Origin of the sequence: Streptomyces sp. NPDC051211, from assembly GCF_040689505.1 — a bacterium.
Taxonomy (GTDB): domain Bacteria; phylum Actinomycetota; class Actinomycetes; order Streptomycetales; family Streptomycetaceae; genus Streptomyces.
The window spans coordinates 44157-57015 of sequence record NZ_JBFBAV010000032.1 but is presented as its reverse complement, the minus strand read 5'-3'; the positions used below and the strand labels follow the sequence as shown (position 1 = coordinate 57015).

12 protein-coding genes and 1 pseudogene are annotated in these 12859 nt (G+C 73.4%); 7 read left to right on the top strand and 6 right to left on the bottom strand.

All coding sequences use genetic code 11. The annotated features are described in order from the left end of the window. Nucleotides 1–21: 21 nt before the first annotated feature. Nucleotides 22–888 carry an AraC family transcriptional regulator gene (locus tag AB0447_RS26335; RefSeq protein ID WP_366479242.1) on the top strand — a complete coding sequence of 289 codons (867 nt, stop codon included), beginning with the start codon at nt 22–24 and terminating at the stop codon, nt 886–888. A gap of 84 nt (nt 889–972) precedes the next feature. On the opposite strand, the gene AB0447_RS26330 is transcribed toward AB0447_RS26335, so the two are convergent. Next, nucleotides 973–4056 carry a hypothetical protein gene (locus tag AB0447_RS26330; RefSeq protein WP_366479240.1) on the bottom strand — a complete coding sequence of 1028 codons (3084 nt, stop codon included), beginning with the start codon at nt 4054–4056 and terminating at the stop codon, nt 973–975. Between the two features lie 93 nt (nt 4057–4149). On the opposite strand from AB0447_RS26330, the gene AB0447_RS26325 reads away from it, so the two are divergent. Both AB0447_RS26325 and AB0447_RS26320 read left to right on the top strand, forming a co-directional pair. Then, nucleotides 4150–4917: an AzlC family ABC transporter permease gene (locus tag AB0447_RS26325; RefSeq protein ID WP_366479239.1), complete on the top strand. Its 768-nt coding sequence runs from the start codon at nt 4150–4152 to the stop codon at nt 4915–4917. Continuing rightward, on the top strand, nt 4914–5222 hold the full coding sequence (locus AB0447_RS26320) for an AzlD domain-containing protein (protein ID WP_366479238.1): 309 nt from the start codon (nt 4914–4916) through the stop codon (nt 5220–5222). The genes AB0447_RS26325 and AB0447_RS26320 overlap by 4 nt, the downstream gene beginning before the upstream one ends. Here the strand turns inward: AB0447_RS26320 and AB0447_RS26315 are convergent. Then, entirely contained in the window at nt 5191–6204 is a 1014-nt protein-coding gene (locus AB0447_RS26315; RefSeq protein WP_366479237.1) for a hypothetical protein, read from the bottom strand. The two genes, AB0447_RS26320 and AB0447_RS26315, sit on opposite strands and share 32 nt — an antisense overlap. 127 nt (nt 6205–6331) lie before the next feature. Between AB0447_RS26315 and AB0447_RS26310 the strand changes: the two genes are divergently transcribed. Beyond that, nucleotides 6332–6526, top strand: coding sequence for a DUF3046 domain-containing protein (locus AB0447_RS26310; protein WP_366479236.1), 195 nt, complete (start codon nt 6332–6334; stop codon nt 6524–6526). A gap of 334 nt (nt 6527–6860) precedes the next feature. Further along, nucleotides 6861–8009: an AI-2E family transporter gene (locus AB0447_RS26305; RefSeq protein ID WP_366479266.1), complete on the top strand. Its 1149-nt coding sequence runs from the start codon at nt 6861–6863 to the stop codon at nt 8007–8009. Here the strand turns inward: AB0447_RS26305 and AB0447_RS26300 are convergent. The 4 genes from AB0447_RS26300 to AB0447_RS26285 all read right to left on the bottom strand — a co-directional run bounded on the left by AB0447_RS26300 (nt 7927) and on the right by AB0447_RS26285 (nt 10856). Next, nucleotides 7927–8706 carry a Clp protease N-terminal domain-containing protein gene (locus AB0447_RS26300; RefSeq protein WP_366479235.1) on the bottom strand — a complete coding sequence of 260 codons (780 nt, stop codon included), beginning with the start codon at nt 8704–8706 and terminating at the stop codon, nt 7927–7929. The genes AB0447_RS26305 and AB0447_RS26300 overlap by 83 nt on opposite strands. 32 nt (nt 8707–8738) lie before the next feature. Continuing rightward, nucleotides 8739–9620, bottom strand: coding sequence for an MBL fold metallo-hydrolase (locus AB0447_RS26295; RefSeq protein WP_366479234.1), 882 nt, complete (start codon nt 9618–9620; stop codon nt 8739–8741). Nucleotides 9621–9734: 114 nt separating this feature from the next. After that, complete coding sequence (locus tag AB0447_RS26290; RefSeq protein ID WP_366479233.1) at nt 9735–10325, bottom strand: YdeI/OmpD-associated family protein; 591 nt, start codon at nt 10323–10325, stop codon at nt 9735–9737. A 69-nt stretch (nt 10326–10394) separates the two neighbouring features. After that, nucleotides 10395–10856 (bottom strand): carboxymuconolactone decarboxylase family protein, encoded by a 462-nt coding sequence (locus AB0447_RS26285; RefSeq protein WP_366479232.1) that lies wholly within the window; start codon nt 10854–10856, stop codon nt 10395–10397. A gap of 272 nt (nt 10857–11128) precedes the next feature. Between AB0447_RS26285 and recA the strand changes: the two genes are divergently transcribed. Continuing rightward, nucleotides 11129–12244: a recombinase RecA gene (gene recA, locus AB0447_RS26280; RefSeq protein WP_366479231.1), complete on the top strand. Its 1116-nt coding sequence runs from the start codon at nt 11129–11131 to the stop codon at nt 12242–12244. Then, a pseudogene (gene recX, locus AB0447_RS26275) lies at nt 12142–12810 on the top strand (recombination regulator RecX); the annotation flags it as partial. The gene recA and the pseudogene recX, both read left to right, overlap by 103 nt. Nucleotides 12811–12859 lie beyond the last annotated feature (49 nt).

The following is a 12859-nucleotide window of genomic DNA, read 5'->3' as shown; positions in this document are numbered from 1 at the left end:
GGCGGGGCGCAGAATGGGGGGATGGGGAGAGACGGCGCGGAGTGGGCGCGGCACTGGCAGTACCCGGAACTGCCCGGCCTGGACCTGCTGCGCGCCCATTACGTCCGTCACACCTTCCCGCGCCACGCCCACGACGGTTACGTCATCGCCGCGGTCACCGGCGGCATCGAGGAGGTCGGCCTGCCCGGCGGCACCGAGCGGGCGGGTCCCGGCAGCGTGGTCCTGATCAACCCGGAGGTCCCGCACACCGCCCGCGCCGGGGTCCCCGAGGGCTGGGCCTACGCCACCCTCTACCCGGCCCGGGACCTGGTCGCCGAAGTGGCGGCCGACGTCACCAGCCTGCGCGGCACCCCCGGGTTCACCGCCCCCCTGGTCCCGGACGCCGAGGGCGCCCGCCTGATCACCGAAGTCCACCGGGCCGCCGAGCAGGGCAACGCGCTGGCGGCCGACAGCCTGCTGCGGATCGCGGTGGCCCGGATGCTGCGCCGCCACGGCGGCCCGCTGCCCGGCCGGCCGGTGCCCGCCGCCGGCACCGGCATCGCGGAGCGGGCCCGCGCCGTCCTGGAGGACCGGCTCGCCGACCCGCCCTCGCTGGAACAGCTCGCCGGGCAGCTGGGCACCAGCCCGTTCGCCCTGCTGCGGGCGTTCCGCGACCGGTACGGGATGCCCCCGCACACCTGGCTGACCGACGCCAGGGTGCGCCGCGCCCGGCTGCTGCTGGCCGCGGGCACCGCACCGGCCGAGGCGGCCGTGGCGGTCGGCTTCACCGACCAGCCGCACCTGAACCGGCACTTCACCCGGATCGTGGGGGTGCCGCCGGGCGCCTACCGGCGCGAGCGCGCGGACAGCCGCCCGGCGCCCGGGGATCCGGGCCCGACACGGCGCTGACCCCACCCGACCGACCGGCCTGACCCCTGACCCGACCGACCTGACTGACCTGACCCGCCCCGGCCGGCCCGACCGTCCGTTCACTCACTCCGCGCCGTCGGCCTCCGCCGCACGCATGCCGAGGTGGTGCCCGAGGGCCACGTACGCGTCGAACTGGGCATGGTCGAAGGACTGGTCGAAGGTGCTCTGCCGCGGGAACACCTTCTCCTGGAGGGCGTAGCTGAGCAGCTCGTACGGCATGTCCGGGGTCAGGCTCGCCTTCGCGACCACGATCGTGCCCTTCCGCTCGAACCGGCCCGGCTCGAACTCGACCGGTTCCGGGTACTCGATCTCACCCCGGACGACGCAGGACGCCGAGAGCCGCGCGTTGAGCGCCGCCAGCGGGTCGGTCGGCTCCAGCTTCTCGGCGCTGCCCGGCACCAGCTTCAGCGCCGCGTGGTCCGGGAAGCTGATCCGCACCCCCAGGTCCTCGTACGCGAGGGTGACCGCCTGGGCCAGGGTGGTGGCCAGCGGCGGCGAGTCCCCGGAGGCGTCGACGACGTACACGGTGCGGCAGCGCAGCCGCAGCAGCTCGACCAGGCCGAGATTGTCGACGTGCCCGCCGTCCGTGCACAGCAACATCGGGCTGGTGTCGGCGTACCGGCCCACCACCTCCTGAAGCTGGTAGCGCAGCCGGCGGACCCGGGGCAGCCGCGGCATGGTCCAGTCCGGGCGCCCGCGCTCCGCGAGGTCCACCAGGTACGACGGGTTCGGCAGCCAGGTGCCCAGCCGCAGGTTGGAGAGGGCGAACAGGCGCTCCACGGCCATGGACTGACTGCCCATCGCGGAGGCGAAGGCCGCCCCCGACACCGCCATCGCCGACTGCACGGTCACATCGTTCCGGATCAGCGGGTGCGCGGTGTTCTCCAGGGTGGAGGTCTTCACCCAGCCGATGTCCGGGCCGCCCACGTAGTCGTCGGCGAAGGTGATCGGTACGGCCGGCCGGCCCGGCGCGGTGCGATTGCGGTCCGACAGGGCGGCGGAGCCCACGAACACCACCTTCGGGAACGGGCGGACCCGCCGTGCATGCGTGCTCAGCCTGGTCAGCTCGCCGTGGTAGTCGTACGGCAGGGCGCCCACCGAACCGTCCTTCAGGACCGCCCGGCGCACCGCGAAGGCACCCGCCAGCCGCTGCCGGTAGAAGGGGTGCAGGCTGAACGTGGTCTGGTCGAGGACCAGCGCCAGCACCACCAGCAGGGCCGGCAGGCCCAGTTGCCACACCCGGGGCCAGCCCGCCACGGTCACCGCGGTCCAGGAGAGGAAGAAGAGGAGGACGAACGCGAGGAGGAGCAGCACCAGCCAGGTCACCAGGCGCAGCACCCAGCTGCTGCCCATACGGGTGGTGACGGTCCTCGCCCGCTCGAAGGAGAACCGCCGGGGCTTGTCCCCGTCCGTCCTGACCGTCGTGGTCTTCGAGTACTGCGCGACGAACAACCCGCCCAGCCAGGTGAGTCCGGCCGTGATCGCGCCGAGCGCCGACATGCCTCCCGGCTCGTCGGGGATCACCTGCTTGCCGAAGGACAGCCAGCAGTAGAACCACACCACCGCGGGCAGCACCACCGTGTACAGCACGATGCCCACCGCGGCCCACAGCATCCCCTTCAGCGCGGTACGCAGCCAGGCCGGCCGCGCCCCGCCGGTGACCGTCCGCTTCAGCGTGCCGGCCAGGGAAACCAGGGCGGCCAGCCCGACCAGGGCGAACGCCGGCACCCAGGCATGCGGGTACAGGGGGAAGGACCGCACCCCCTTGTCCCCGGGCGCGATGAAGCCCAGCCGGAACTCCGTCAGGTCCACCACCGGTACCGCCGCGTAGAAGGCGGCGACCAGTTCGCCCGCCACGACGAAGGCCAGGATCAGCAGCCCCAGCGAGACCAGCACCCCCCGCAGCACGGCACCCAGCGCCAGCACCATCTCGCGCGGGGTGTCCGCCAGGTACTTCGCGTGCCGCCGGATGTGATCCTCCTCGGGGCTGCCGGGCGCGAACGCGTCCGCCGGCCGCGCCAGCCGGGCCTCCGGAACCGCCGAGGTGTCCCGGACCCGGGCCTTCCGCTCGGTGAGGGCCAGCTGGAACGCCCCCGCCGTGTAGCCGCCGCCCGACACGGACACCAGGTACTTCGCCCGGGTGAGGACGCCCTGCTCGCGCAGGGCCTGCAGGGCCCCGAGGGTGACGGAGGCGGACCGGATGCCGCCGCCGGAGACGCAGATGCCGGTGTGCGCCGGAGCCCGGCCCGGCAGGGTCAGTGCCCGGGTCCGCCACCGGCCCCGGGCACTGTCCTTCAGCTCCTCCCGGTCCCGGTCCGCCCCGCTGCGCCGGCCCGAGGCCCACTTGGCGAGCGGGGTCAGGGTGCCGGGAGCCATGGGCGGCGCGATGAGGTCCGGGCGGGGCCCCGTCCGGGGGCGGTCGGCCGCGGCCGCGGCGGCGAGCTCGTGCGCCCGGCAGACGACCGGGGGCCGCTGGGTGTCCTCCGGCTCCGGCCGGTTCCGCAGCCGGCACCAGAAGCCGCGCAGGGCCGTGCCCGCCCGCTGCCGGAACGGCGGCCGCGGATCGACGTGCACCCGCGCCCGGCCCAGCACCGCCCGGGCCGCCAGCGTCGCCGCCACCCACAGCGCCAGCACCAGCAGCGGGCCGATCAGCGCCCACTTCAGCACCGAGCAGTACGCCGCGAGCCGGAGGTACCCGTCGGGATCGCCGCCCAGCCGGGCGAGGGCCCGGTGCAGGAACGCGTTCTCCGCGATGTCCGCGCCCGCCGCCAGCAGCGTCACCGGCAGCGCCCGGAACGCGAACCGCCTGGCCACGTCGCGGTGCATGTACAGGTAGCCGAAGCCCAAGACGCCGAACAGCATCAGCGTGTAGCCCGGGACGAGCCACTGCGCGTCCACGTCCAGCGCCTGGCGGAACAGGTCGATCCGCGGGCCGTCCGGGGCGCAGGTCCCGTCCCCGTACAGCGCCTCGCAGGCCGCCGCACGCTCCCCGGCGAGCTGGAGCTGCTGCTCCCGGTGCCCGTCCAGCTCGCGGAAGCCTGCGGGGAGCCGCTCGTGGTACTGCAGCACCAGGGCGAGGCCGGCCAGCAGCCCGGTCCAGCACAGCCACGGAACCAGGGGGACCAGGGTGCGGAAGCGGATCTTCATTCACTCAAGGTAGTCAGCCGGGTGCGGTGCGTGTGGCATGCGCGCGCAAGAACGTACAAGACCCGGCCCGTCCCGGCCGCATAGCGTCGGGGCGTGACAGAGCAGCAGATACACGACGCGGCCGCCGCCCCCGGCCGCCCGGACTCCCCGGCCGGCCCGCCCTCGGCCTCCGGTGCGGACCGCCGGGCCGTCGTACGGGACTCCCTCGGGGTCGGGGTGGCCGTCGGACTGTCCGGCTTCGCCTTCGGGGTGACCGCCGCCGGATCCGGGATCAGCGTGGCCCAGGCCTGCGTGCTGAGCCTGCTGGTCTTCACCGGCGCCTCGCAGTTCGCCCTGGTCGGCGCGCTCGCCGCCGGCGGAAACCCGTTCACGGCCGCCGCCGGCGCCTTCTTCCTCGGCACCCGCAACGCCTTCTACGGGCTGCGGCTGTCCCAGCTGCTGGCCCTGCCCCGGGCGGTCCGGCCGTTCGCCGCGCACTGGGTCATCGACGAGACCACCGCCGTCTCCCTCGCCCAGAAGGACCGCGCGTCCGCCCGGCTGGGCTTCGCCGTCACCGGGCTCAGCCTGTACGTGCTGTGGAACCTGACCACCCTGCTCGGGGCGCTCGGCGCCGAGGCCGTCGGCGACACCGCCGCCTGGGGCCTGGACGCGGCCGGGCCGGCCGTCTTCCTCGCCCTGCTCGCGCCCATGCTGCGCACCGCCACCGAGCGGGCCGTCGCGGTCCTGGCCCTGATGCTCGGGCTGGGCCTGCTGCCTGTGCTGCCGGCCGGGGTGCCGGTGCTGGTCGCCGCCCTCGCCGCGCCGGCCGTCCTGTTCGTGAAGGGCCGCGCCCTGCGCACTCCGAAGGGACCCCGCTCGTGAACGTCTGGATCGCCATCGGCGCCACCGTCGCCGGCTGCTACCTGCTCAAGCTGGCCGGGCTGCTCGTCCCGGCCGGCGCCCTGGAACGCCCGCTGGTGCAGCGGCTGGCCGCACTGCTGCCGGTCGCCCTGCTCGCCGCGCTCACCGCGCAGCAGACCTTCAGCACCGGCTCCGAGCTGGTGCTCGACGCCCGAGCTGCCGGGCTGGCCGCCGCCGGGCTGGCCCTGCTGCTCCGGGCCCCCTTCCTGGTCGTCGTCGGGGCCGCCGTGGTGGTCACTGCGGGCGTCCGGGCGCTGGGCGGCTGAGGCCGGGCGGGGTGCCGGCTGCTCCGCCGGCTGCTCCGCCGGGTGTGCCGTCGGCTGCTCCGCCGAGCGGGCGGCCGTACGCGCGCAGGGTCAGCAGCGCCTCCAGGGTGGCGATCGGCCGCCGCTCCAGTGAGCTGCCCGGGGCCCAGGCCGGGCGCAGCACCGGCCAGCCGCCGTCCTCCTGCTGCAGGCCCGCCAGGAAGTCCAGGGACCGGGACAGCTCATCGTCGGTGAACCAGCCTCGGGCCAGGGATTCCGGGCGGCGGGCGAGGTCGTGCGGGAAGAGCTGCTCGCCCGGCGCGTACCCGGGGGCCACCGGATGGCCGGCGCGCCGCTGCGGGTCGAGGACGACCAGCCCGTCCGCCCGGACCAGCCGGCCCAGCCGGTCCGCGGCCGCCGCGGCCCGGGCCCGGTCCGGGGCCCCGTCGAGGAAGGCCACCGCGGCCTGGATCTCGTACGGATGGGAGTGGCGCAGGGTCTCGACCCGCTCCCAGCAGAACTCGGTGGCCCGGAACAGCCAGGCGTGCCAGACCCGGTTCCGGTGCAGCAGCCCCACCACCGGGCCCGTGGTCAGGAGCTCGCCCGGCGGATCGTCCAGCACCGGGTGGTAGGGGGCGGTGGGGTAGCCGCGGGGGCCCGGGGAGGCCACCGGCAGAGCTCCGTCGGGGGTGGAGACCCCGGCCAGATGCCGGCACAGCCGCTCGATGCGCTGCCCGGCGCAGCGGCCCAGGCCGTCCAGGATCCGGAGCGCGTGCGCGGTGTGCAGCGGCTGACTGAGGGGGCCGCGGAGATCCGGATCGAGTGCGTGTCCGTAGCCGCCGTCCCCGTTCAGGTAGGAACCGAGGGCGGCGTCCACCGCATCGGGATCGCCGCCGAGGAAATGGAACGCGAACCGCCGCTGCTCGAGCACCCGGGCCGTGAGCCAGACGAACTGCTCGGCGCGGGCCAGGGGCGAACCGGTGGCCGCTTCGTCTCCCGCCATGCCTGCCATGCCTGTCCTGCCTGTCGTTCCAGCCGTACCTGCTGTCATGGCCGCACGGTAGGGCGGGTGGCGGGCCGGGGCGGCCGGAACGGGCCGGGGTGCACTCTCCGGGCGGGATACTGGGCGCATGAGGTTGACAGTCTTCTGGGAGCGGATGGCGGAGCACTTCGGTGCCTCCTACGCCGACTCCTTCGCGCGCGATCACGTCATGGCCGAGCTGGGCGGACGCACCGTCCACCAGGCTCTGGACGCCGGCTGGGAGACCAAGGACGTGTGGCGCGCCGTGTGTTCGGCGATGGGTCTTCCCGCCCACCTGCGCTGACACCGGCGAACAGGACCGCCGGTACGGGAGACTGGGCTGCGTGGCAGCCACCGATGAGACCGACCAGCCCGACCAGCCCGAACGACGGCGCTCCGATCATCCGCGCTTCGGCCTGCCCCTGCCGCGGCCGCTCCGGAGCCCGGGATCCGTACCGGGGGCGCGCACCCCGGACGCCCGGTCCACGGACCACCCCGGTCCGGGGCATCCGTCCGGGACCGAGGAGCGCGCCGGGTCCGCGGACCAGACCGGCGCCGGCGGCCCGTCCGGGACCGGGCCGCGCACCGCACCGCAGGGCAGCGGCCCCGGCGGCGGCGGCGGTGGTGCGGGCACTGCCGTGGACCCCGCGGCGCGCATGCCGCGCTGGCTGCCGCGGGCCGTCGTGCTGGTCCTCGCCCTCTACGCCTGCTTCCAGCTGGGCAGCTGGGCCTTCCACCAGCTCATCGGCCTGCTCATCAACATCCTGATCGCGTTCTTCCTCGCGGTCGCGATCGAACCGGCCGTCTCCCGGATGGCGGCCCGCGGAATGCGCCGCGGGCTGGCCACCTTCCTGGTCTTCCTCGCCGTGTTCGTGACGAGCGTCGGCTTCGTGGTCCTGCTCGGCTCGATGATCGCCGGCCAGATCATCGATCTCATCGAGGGCTTTCCGGGGTACCTCGACGACGTCATCAACTCGATCAACTCGACCTTCCACACCGAACTGTCCCGGCTGGACATCCAGGACAGCCTGCTGCGTTCCGACTGGCTGCAGAAGTACGTGCAGAACAGCGCGAGCGGTGTCCTCGACGTGTCCGCCACCGTGCTCGGCGGCCTCTTCCGGCTGCTGACGATCGGGCTGTTCGCGTTCTACTTCGCCGCCGACGGGCCGCGGCTGCGCCGCGCGCTGTGCTCCGTACTCCCGCCCGCCAAGCAGGCCGAGGTGCTGCGCGCCTGGGAGATCGCGGTCGCCAAGACCGGCGGCTACCTCTACTCGCGCGGCCTGATGGCGCTGATCTCAGGCTTCGCGCACTACATCCTGTTCGTGAACCTGGACATGTCGTACGCGCCCGCGCTGGCCGTGTGGGTGGGGCTGGTATCCCAGTTCATCCCCACCATCGGCACCTATCTGGCGGGCGCGCTGCCGATGCTGATCGCCTTCACCGTCAATCCCTGGTACGCGCTGTACGTGCTCGGATTCGTGGTGGTCTACCAGCAGTTCGAGAACTACGTCCTGCAGCCCAAGCTGACCTCGAAGACGGTCGACATCCATCCGGCGGTCGCCTTCGGCTCCGTCGTCGCCGGCACCGCGCTGCTCGGTGCGGTCGGGGCGCTGATCGCGATCCCGGTCGTGGCCACGCTTCAGGCCTTCTTCGGCGCGTACGTGAAGCGGTACGAGGTCACCGACGACGGGTCGGGCCCCTCCGCTACTTCGCGTCGCCGCTACCGCCGGCCTCGTCCGCAAGTGCCGCATTGGCCGCGTCCATGGCGCCGGCCAAAGCCTTGGTGACCGTCGCCTCGACCTTGGACTTGTCGACGCCGAGGCCGCTGAGCACGCCCTCGCCGTTCTCCCGCTCCAGCAGCGCGAGCAGGATGTGCTCGGTGCCCACGTAGTTGTGGCCGAGCCGGAGGGCCTCGCGGAAGGTGAGCTCCAGGGCCTTCTTGCCGCCCGCGTCGAAGGGGACGAGGTCGGGGACGCTGTCGACGGGCGGGGGCAGCACGGCCGTGGCGGCCGCGCGGACGGCGTCGGGGCGAAGGCCCCGGGCGCGCAGGGCGTGCGAGGCGAGGCCGTCGGGCTCGGCGAGCAGGCCGAGGACCAGGTGCTCGGCACGGATCTCGGTGTTGCCGGCCTCGCGGGCCTCGTTCTGGGCGGCCACGACCACGTTGCGGGCGCGGTCGGTGAAGCGGGCGAAGCCCGAGCTGGGGTCGAGGTCGGTGTCGGCCTTGGGGACGAAGCGCTTCTGGGCGGCCTGACGGGTGACGCCCATGCTGCGGCCGATGTCGGTCCAGGAGGCGCCGGAGCGGCGGGCCTGGTCGACGAAGTGGCCGATGAGGTGGTCGGCGACGTCGCCGAGGTGTTCGGCTGCGACGACGGCTCCGCTGAGCTGCTCGAGGGCATCGGCGTGGGCCTGCTTGATGGCCTCGATCAGGTCGTCGAGGCGGACCGGGTTCGTCATACGGACGGGTTCCACGGAAGGGTTCGTCATGAGTGCAACCCTAGGTTGACAGTCCGCGAGTGTCAACCGTCGGTTGTCACTCGCCCTCCGTCGTTTCGGCCGTCGCCGCCGTCTCCGCCACCCCCGTCGTCTTGGTCAGGCGGGTCGCCCGGCTCGAATCCGGCGAGCATCTGCTCCAGCGCCTGCTGGTCGGGGCCCACGAAGGGCTCCAGGCCGGGCGCGGAGCTCACCGTCTCGATCATCCGCGCGGTGATGCCGGCGGCCGGCGGCAGATGCGTGCACAGCACCAGCTCGGGGTCCATCTCGCGCAGCGGCCGGACGGTGGCGAGGTACCTGTCGGGGTCGGCGGTGTGCACCCAGGGGCTGTCCACCGAGGCCCACAGGAGCTGGGCCGCCCGCAGCTGCTCCGGATCCACCTCCCGGGCCTCCCCGCCCGCCGCCACGTCGGCGCTCCCCATCGGGCCGCCGAAGCAGTCCGAGCTGAAGCAGGCCCGGGTCCGTTCGTCGTAGAAGCCCACGGTCGCCGGGTTGTCGAAGAGCGGTGGCCGGAAGGCGGCCAGCCGGCGGTCGCCCACGTCCAGGGACTGTCCCGGATTGACCAGGTGGATCCGGTCCATGGGCAGCGGCCGCTCGGTGGACATGATCCCCGCCCCCAGGAAGGTGGTGACCACCCGGGCGCCGGGGGCCGCCTCCAGCAGGGCGAAGAGGCCGCCGGTGTGATCGCGGTCGGGATGGGTCAGCCAGATCCACCGCACATCGGCGGGATCGAGGGCCTCCCCGAGCACCTTCAGGAAGTCCCGGTCGGGCAGGCCCAGACCGGTGTCGACGACCACCGGCTCCCGGGCGTGCAGTACGAAGGAGTTGACCGGCAGGAACCCGATCCCGGGCACCTCCAGGCAGTCTCCGAGAACGGTGATGTCACGCCCCACGCGTCGAACGCTCATGGCCGGGCTCCTGCCCTGTCCCCTGTGTCGAGAAGGCTCGCGACCGGGCTCGCGGCCCCTTCCCATCCTCGCCCCGCCCGGCTCCCGGGACGATCCGGGAGCCGGACGCGCGGTTCACTCCGGCCGTCCGCCGCTCCCGGCCCGGGCCAGCAGGGTGCCCAGGGCCCGGTCGAGCCGGACCTGCCGGGTCGCCGGGGTCAGTGCCTGAAGCAGCGGGAGGATCACCTGGTAGCGCCCGGTCCGGTCGAGCGCCTCGAAGGCCCGCTTCGCCTCGGGGTGCGCCTCGAAGGCCGCCGCGAGGTCCGGCGGCACGGTCGCCGCCTTCTGCGAGGCGTAGGCCGCCGCCCACCGCCCGTCCTCCTGCGCCTTGCGCACCTCGGCCAGCCCCGGTTCGCGCATCCGCCCGGCCGCGGTCAGCGCCGCGACCTTGTCCACGTTCACCTGCGACCACAGGCTCCCGCGCCGGCGCGGCACGTACTTCTGCAGGTAGTACTGCTCGTCCAGGGACCGCCGCTGCCCGGAGATCCAGCCGTAGCAGAGCCCGATGTCGACCAACTCGTCCTCGGTGACCGAGGCGATGCCGGACTTCTTCTTGGCCATCTTGATCCAGACCCCCTCGTGGCGGGTGTGGTGCGCGGCCAGCCAGCTCTCGAACGCCGCGGCGTCCGCGAAGGCGATGATCTCCACTCCGTCGATCTTGTCCATGCGCCTCAGGCTAGGGGGACACCCCCTACGGAGACACCCTCCGGCGGCGCCGTCCGGATCCGCAACCGGTCAGCCCCAGTTGGCGGTTCCGGCGACCTGCCGGGTCACCGCGTTGAGGCGGTTGAAGAAGTTGGTCACTCCGATCCACAGGATCAGCCCGGCCAGCTGGCGCTCGTCGTAGTGGTCGGCGGCCTCGTCCCACACCTCGTCCGGGACCGGGTCCGGCCGGTCGGCCAGCCGGGTCGACGCCTCCGCCAGGGTCAGCGCGGCCCGCTCGGCATCGCTGAAGTACGGCGCCTCCCGCCACGCCGCCACCGCGAACAGCCGCTCGTCGCTCACCCCCGCCTTGCGGGCACTGGTCAGTCCGGCGTCCACGCAGTAACTGCACCCGTTGATCTGGCTGACCCGAAGATGGACGAGCTCCAGGGTCTCCTCGGGCACCCCGCCCTGCCGCGCGGCCTGCAGGACCCCCACGATCCCCGTCATGGCATCCGGAATGACCACGGCCGGGTTCTCCATACGTGCCTTCATCGTTGCGCTCTCCTGTGTTCCGTCGTCCCGCACCGGCGTGCGATCGCTGTTCACCGCACTGACGGAGCGCGGCCCGCGGATGTGACGGCCGGGGCCGGAAGCCCTCGCCGGAGGTGCGGCCGGGCGGGCGGCGTGGTGCGCTTGACACGGAAATCGAACACGTATTCTCATGGCTTATCCACAGCCGAACCGGGCGTGGAGGCGCATTGTCAGTGGCAGGCGTTAGCGTCTTTGGCGTGAAGCGATCGACTCAAGCAAACCGGGTGGAACCCATGGCAGGCACCGACCGCGAGAAGGCGCTCGACGCCGCGCTCGCACAGATTGAACGGCAATTCGGCAAGGGCGCCGTGATGCGCCTCGGCGACCGCCCGAACGACCCCATCGAGGTCATCCCCACCGGGTCGACCGCTCTGGACATCGCCCTCGGCGTCGGCGGGCTCCCGCGCGGCCGCGTGGTCGAGGTGTACGGGCCCGAGTCCTCCGGTAAGACGACCCTGACCCTGCACGCCGTGGCCAACGCGCAGAAGGCCGGCGGCACCGTCGCCTTCGTGGACGCCGAGCACGCCCTCGACCCCGAGTACGCGAAGGCGCTGGGCGTCGACACGGACAACCTCATCCTGTCCCAGCCGGACACCGGTGAGCAGGCCTTGGAGATCGTGGACATGCTGGTCCGCTCCGGCGCCCTCGACCTCATCGTGATCGACTCCGTCGCGGCCCTGGTGCCGCGCGCGGAGATCGAGGGCGAGATGGGCGACTCGCACGTGGGCCTCCAGGCCCGTCTGATGAGCCAGGCGCTCCGGAAGATCACCAGTGCGCTGAACCAGTCCAAGACCACGGCGATCTTCATCAACCAGCTCCGCGAGAAGATCGGTGTGATGTTCGGCTCCCCGGAGACCACCACCGGTGGCCGGGCGCTGAAGTTCTACGCCTCGGTGCGGCTCGACATCCGCCGCATCGAGACCCTCAAGGACGGCACCGACGCGGTCGGCAACCGCACCCGCGTCAAGGTCGTCAAGAACAAGGTCGCGCCGCCGTTCAAGCAGGCCGAGTTCGACATCCTCTACGGCCAGGGCATCAGCCGCGAGGGCGGCCTGATCGACATGGGCGTGGAGCACGGCTTCGTGCGCAAGGCCGGCGCCTGGTACACGTACGAGGGCGACCAGCTCGGCCAGGGCAAGGAGAACGCGCGCAACTTCCTGAAGGACAACCCCGACCTCGCCAACGAGATCGAGCGGAAGATCAAGGAGAAGCTGGGCGTGGGGGTCCGCAAGGACGCCCAGGCCGCGGACGCGGCCTCCGCCGAGGCGCCCGCCGAGGACGCGGCCAAGACCGCGCCCGCCACGGCTGCCAAGGCCAAGACGGTCAAGGCCGCGGCGACCAAGAGCTGACCGTGCGGGAGTACGACGGGGGCGGCGGCTCCGGTCCGTCGAGGGCCGGACAGGAGCTGCCGCCCCAGAGCCCCGAGGAGCAGGCGCGGGCGATCTGCCTGCGCCTGCTCACCGGGAGCCCGCGCACCCGCCGCCAGCTCGCGGACGCCCTGCACAAGCGGGGCATCCCCGAGGAGGTGTCGGAGGAGGTCCTCTCCCGGTTCGAGGAGGTGGGCCTGATCGACGACGCCGCCTTCGCCGGCGCCTGGGTCGAGTCCCGCCACCGGGGCCGCGGCCTCGCCCGCCGCGCGCTCGCCCGCGAACTGCGCACCAAGGGGGTCGACGGCGGCCTGGTCGCCGAGGCCCTGGAGCAGCTCGACTCCGAACAGGAGGAGGAGACCGCCCGCGAGCTCGTGACCCGCAAGCTCCGGAGCACCCGGGGCCTGGACCGGGAGAAGCGGATCCGGCGGCTCGCCGGGATGCTGGCCCGCAAGGGGTACCCGGAGGGCATGGCCCTGCGGGTGGTCCGCCGCGCCCTGGAGGAAGAGGGCGAGGACACCGACGACCTGCCGTACGAGGGGTACTGAGCCCCCGCGGCCGCGTCGGCCTGCACCGGCCGTCCCGGACCCCCGACGC

Excerpts from the sequence above, each read along its gene's own strand:
- AB0447_RS26335 (WP_366479242.1), top strand. The coding sequence starts at position 22 with ATGGGGAGAGACGGCGCGGAGTGGGCGCGGCACTGGCAGTACCCGGAA.
- AB0447_RS26290 (WP_366479233.1), bottom strand. The coding sequence starts at position 10,325 with ATGGACAAGATCGACGGAGTGGAGATCATCGCCTTCGCGGACGCCGCG.
- AB0447_RS26285 (WP_366479232.1), bottom strand. The coding sequence starts at position 10,856 with ATGAAGGCACGTATGGAGAACCCGGCCGTGGTCATTCCGGATGCCATG.
- AB0447_RS26330 (WP_366479240.1), bottom strand. The coding sequence starts at position 4,056 with ATGAAGATCCGCTTCCGCACCCTGGTCCCCCTGGTTCCGTGGCTGTGC.
- AB0447_RS26315 (WP_366479237.1), bottom strand. The coding sequence starts at position 6,204 with ATGGCGGGAGACGAAGCGGCCACCGGTTCGCCCCTGGCCCGCGCCGAG.
- AB0447_RS26300 (WP_366479235.1), bottom strand. The coding sequence starts at position 8,706 with ATGACGAACCCTTCCGTGGAACCCGTCCGTATGACGAACCCGGTCCGC.
- AB0447_RS26295 (WP_366479234.1), bottom strand. The coding sequence starts at position 9,620 with ATGAGCGTTCGACGCGTGGGGCGTGACATCACCGTTCTCGGAGACTGC.
- AB0447_RS26310 (WP_366479236.1), top strand. The coding sequence starts at position 6,332 with ATGAGGTTGACAGTCTTCTGGGAGCGGATGGCGGAGCACTTCGGTGCC.
- recA (WP_366479231.1), top strand. The coding sequence starts at position 11,129 with ATGGCAGGCACCGACCGCGAGAAGGCGCTCGACGCCGCGCTCGCACAG.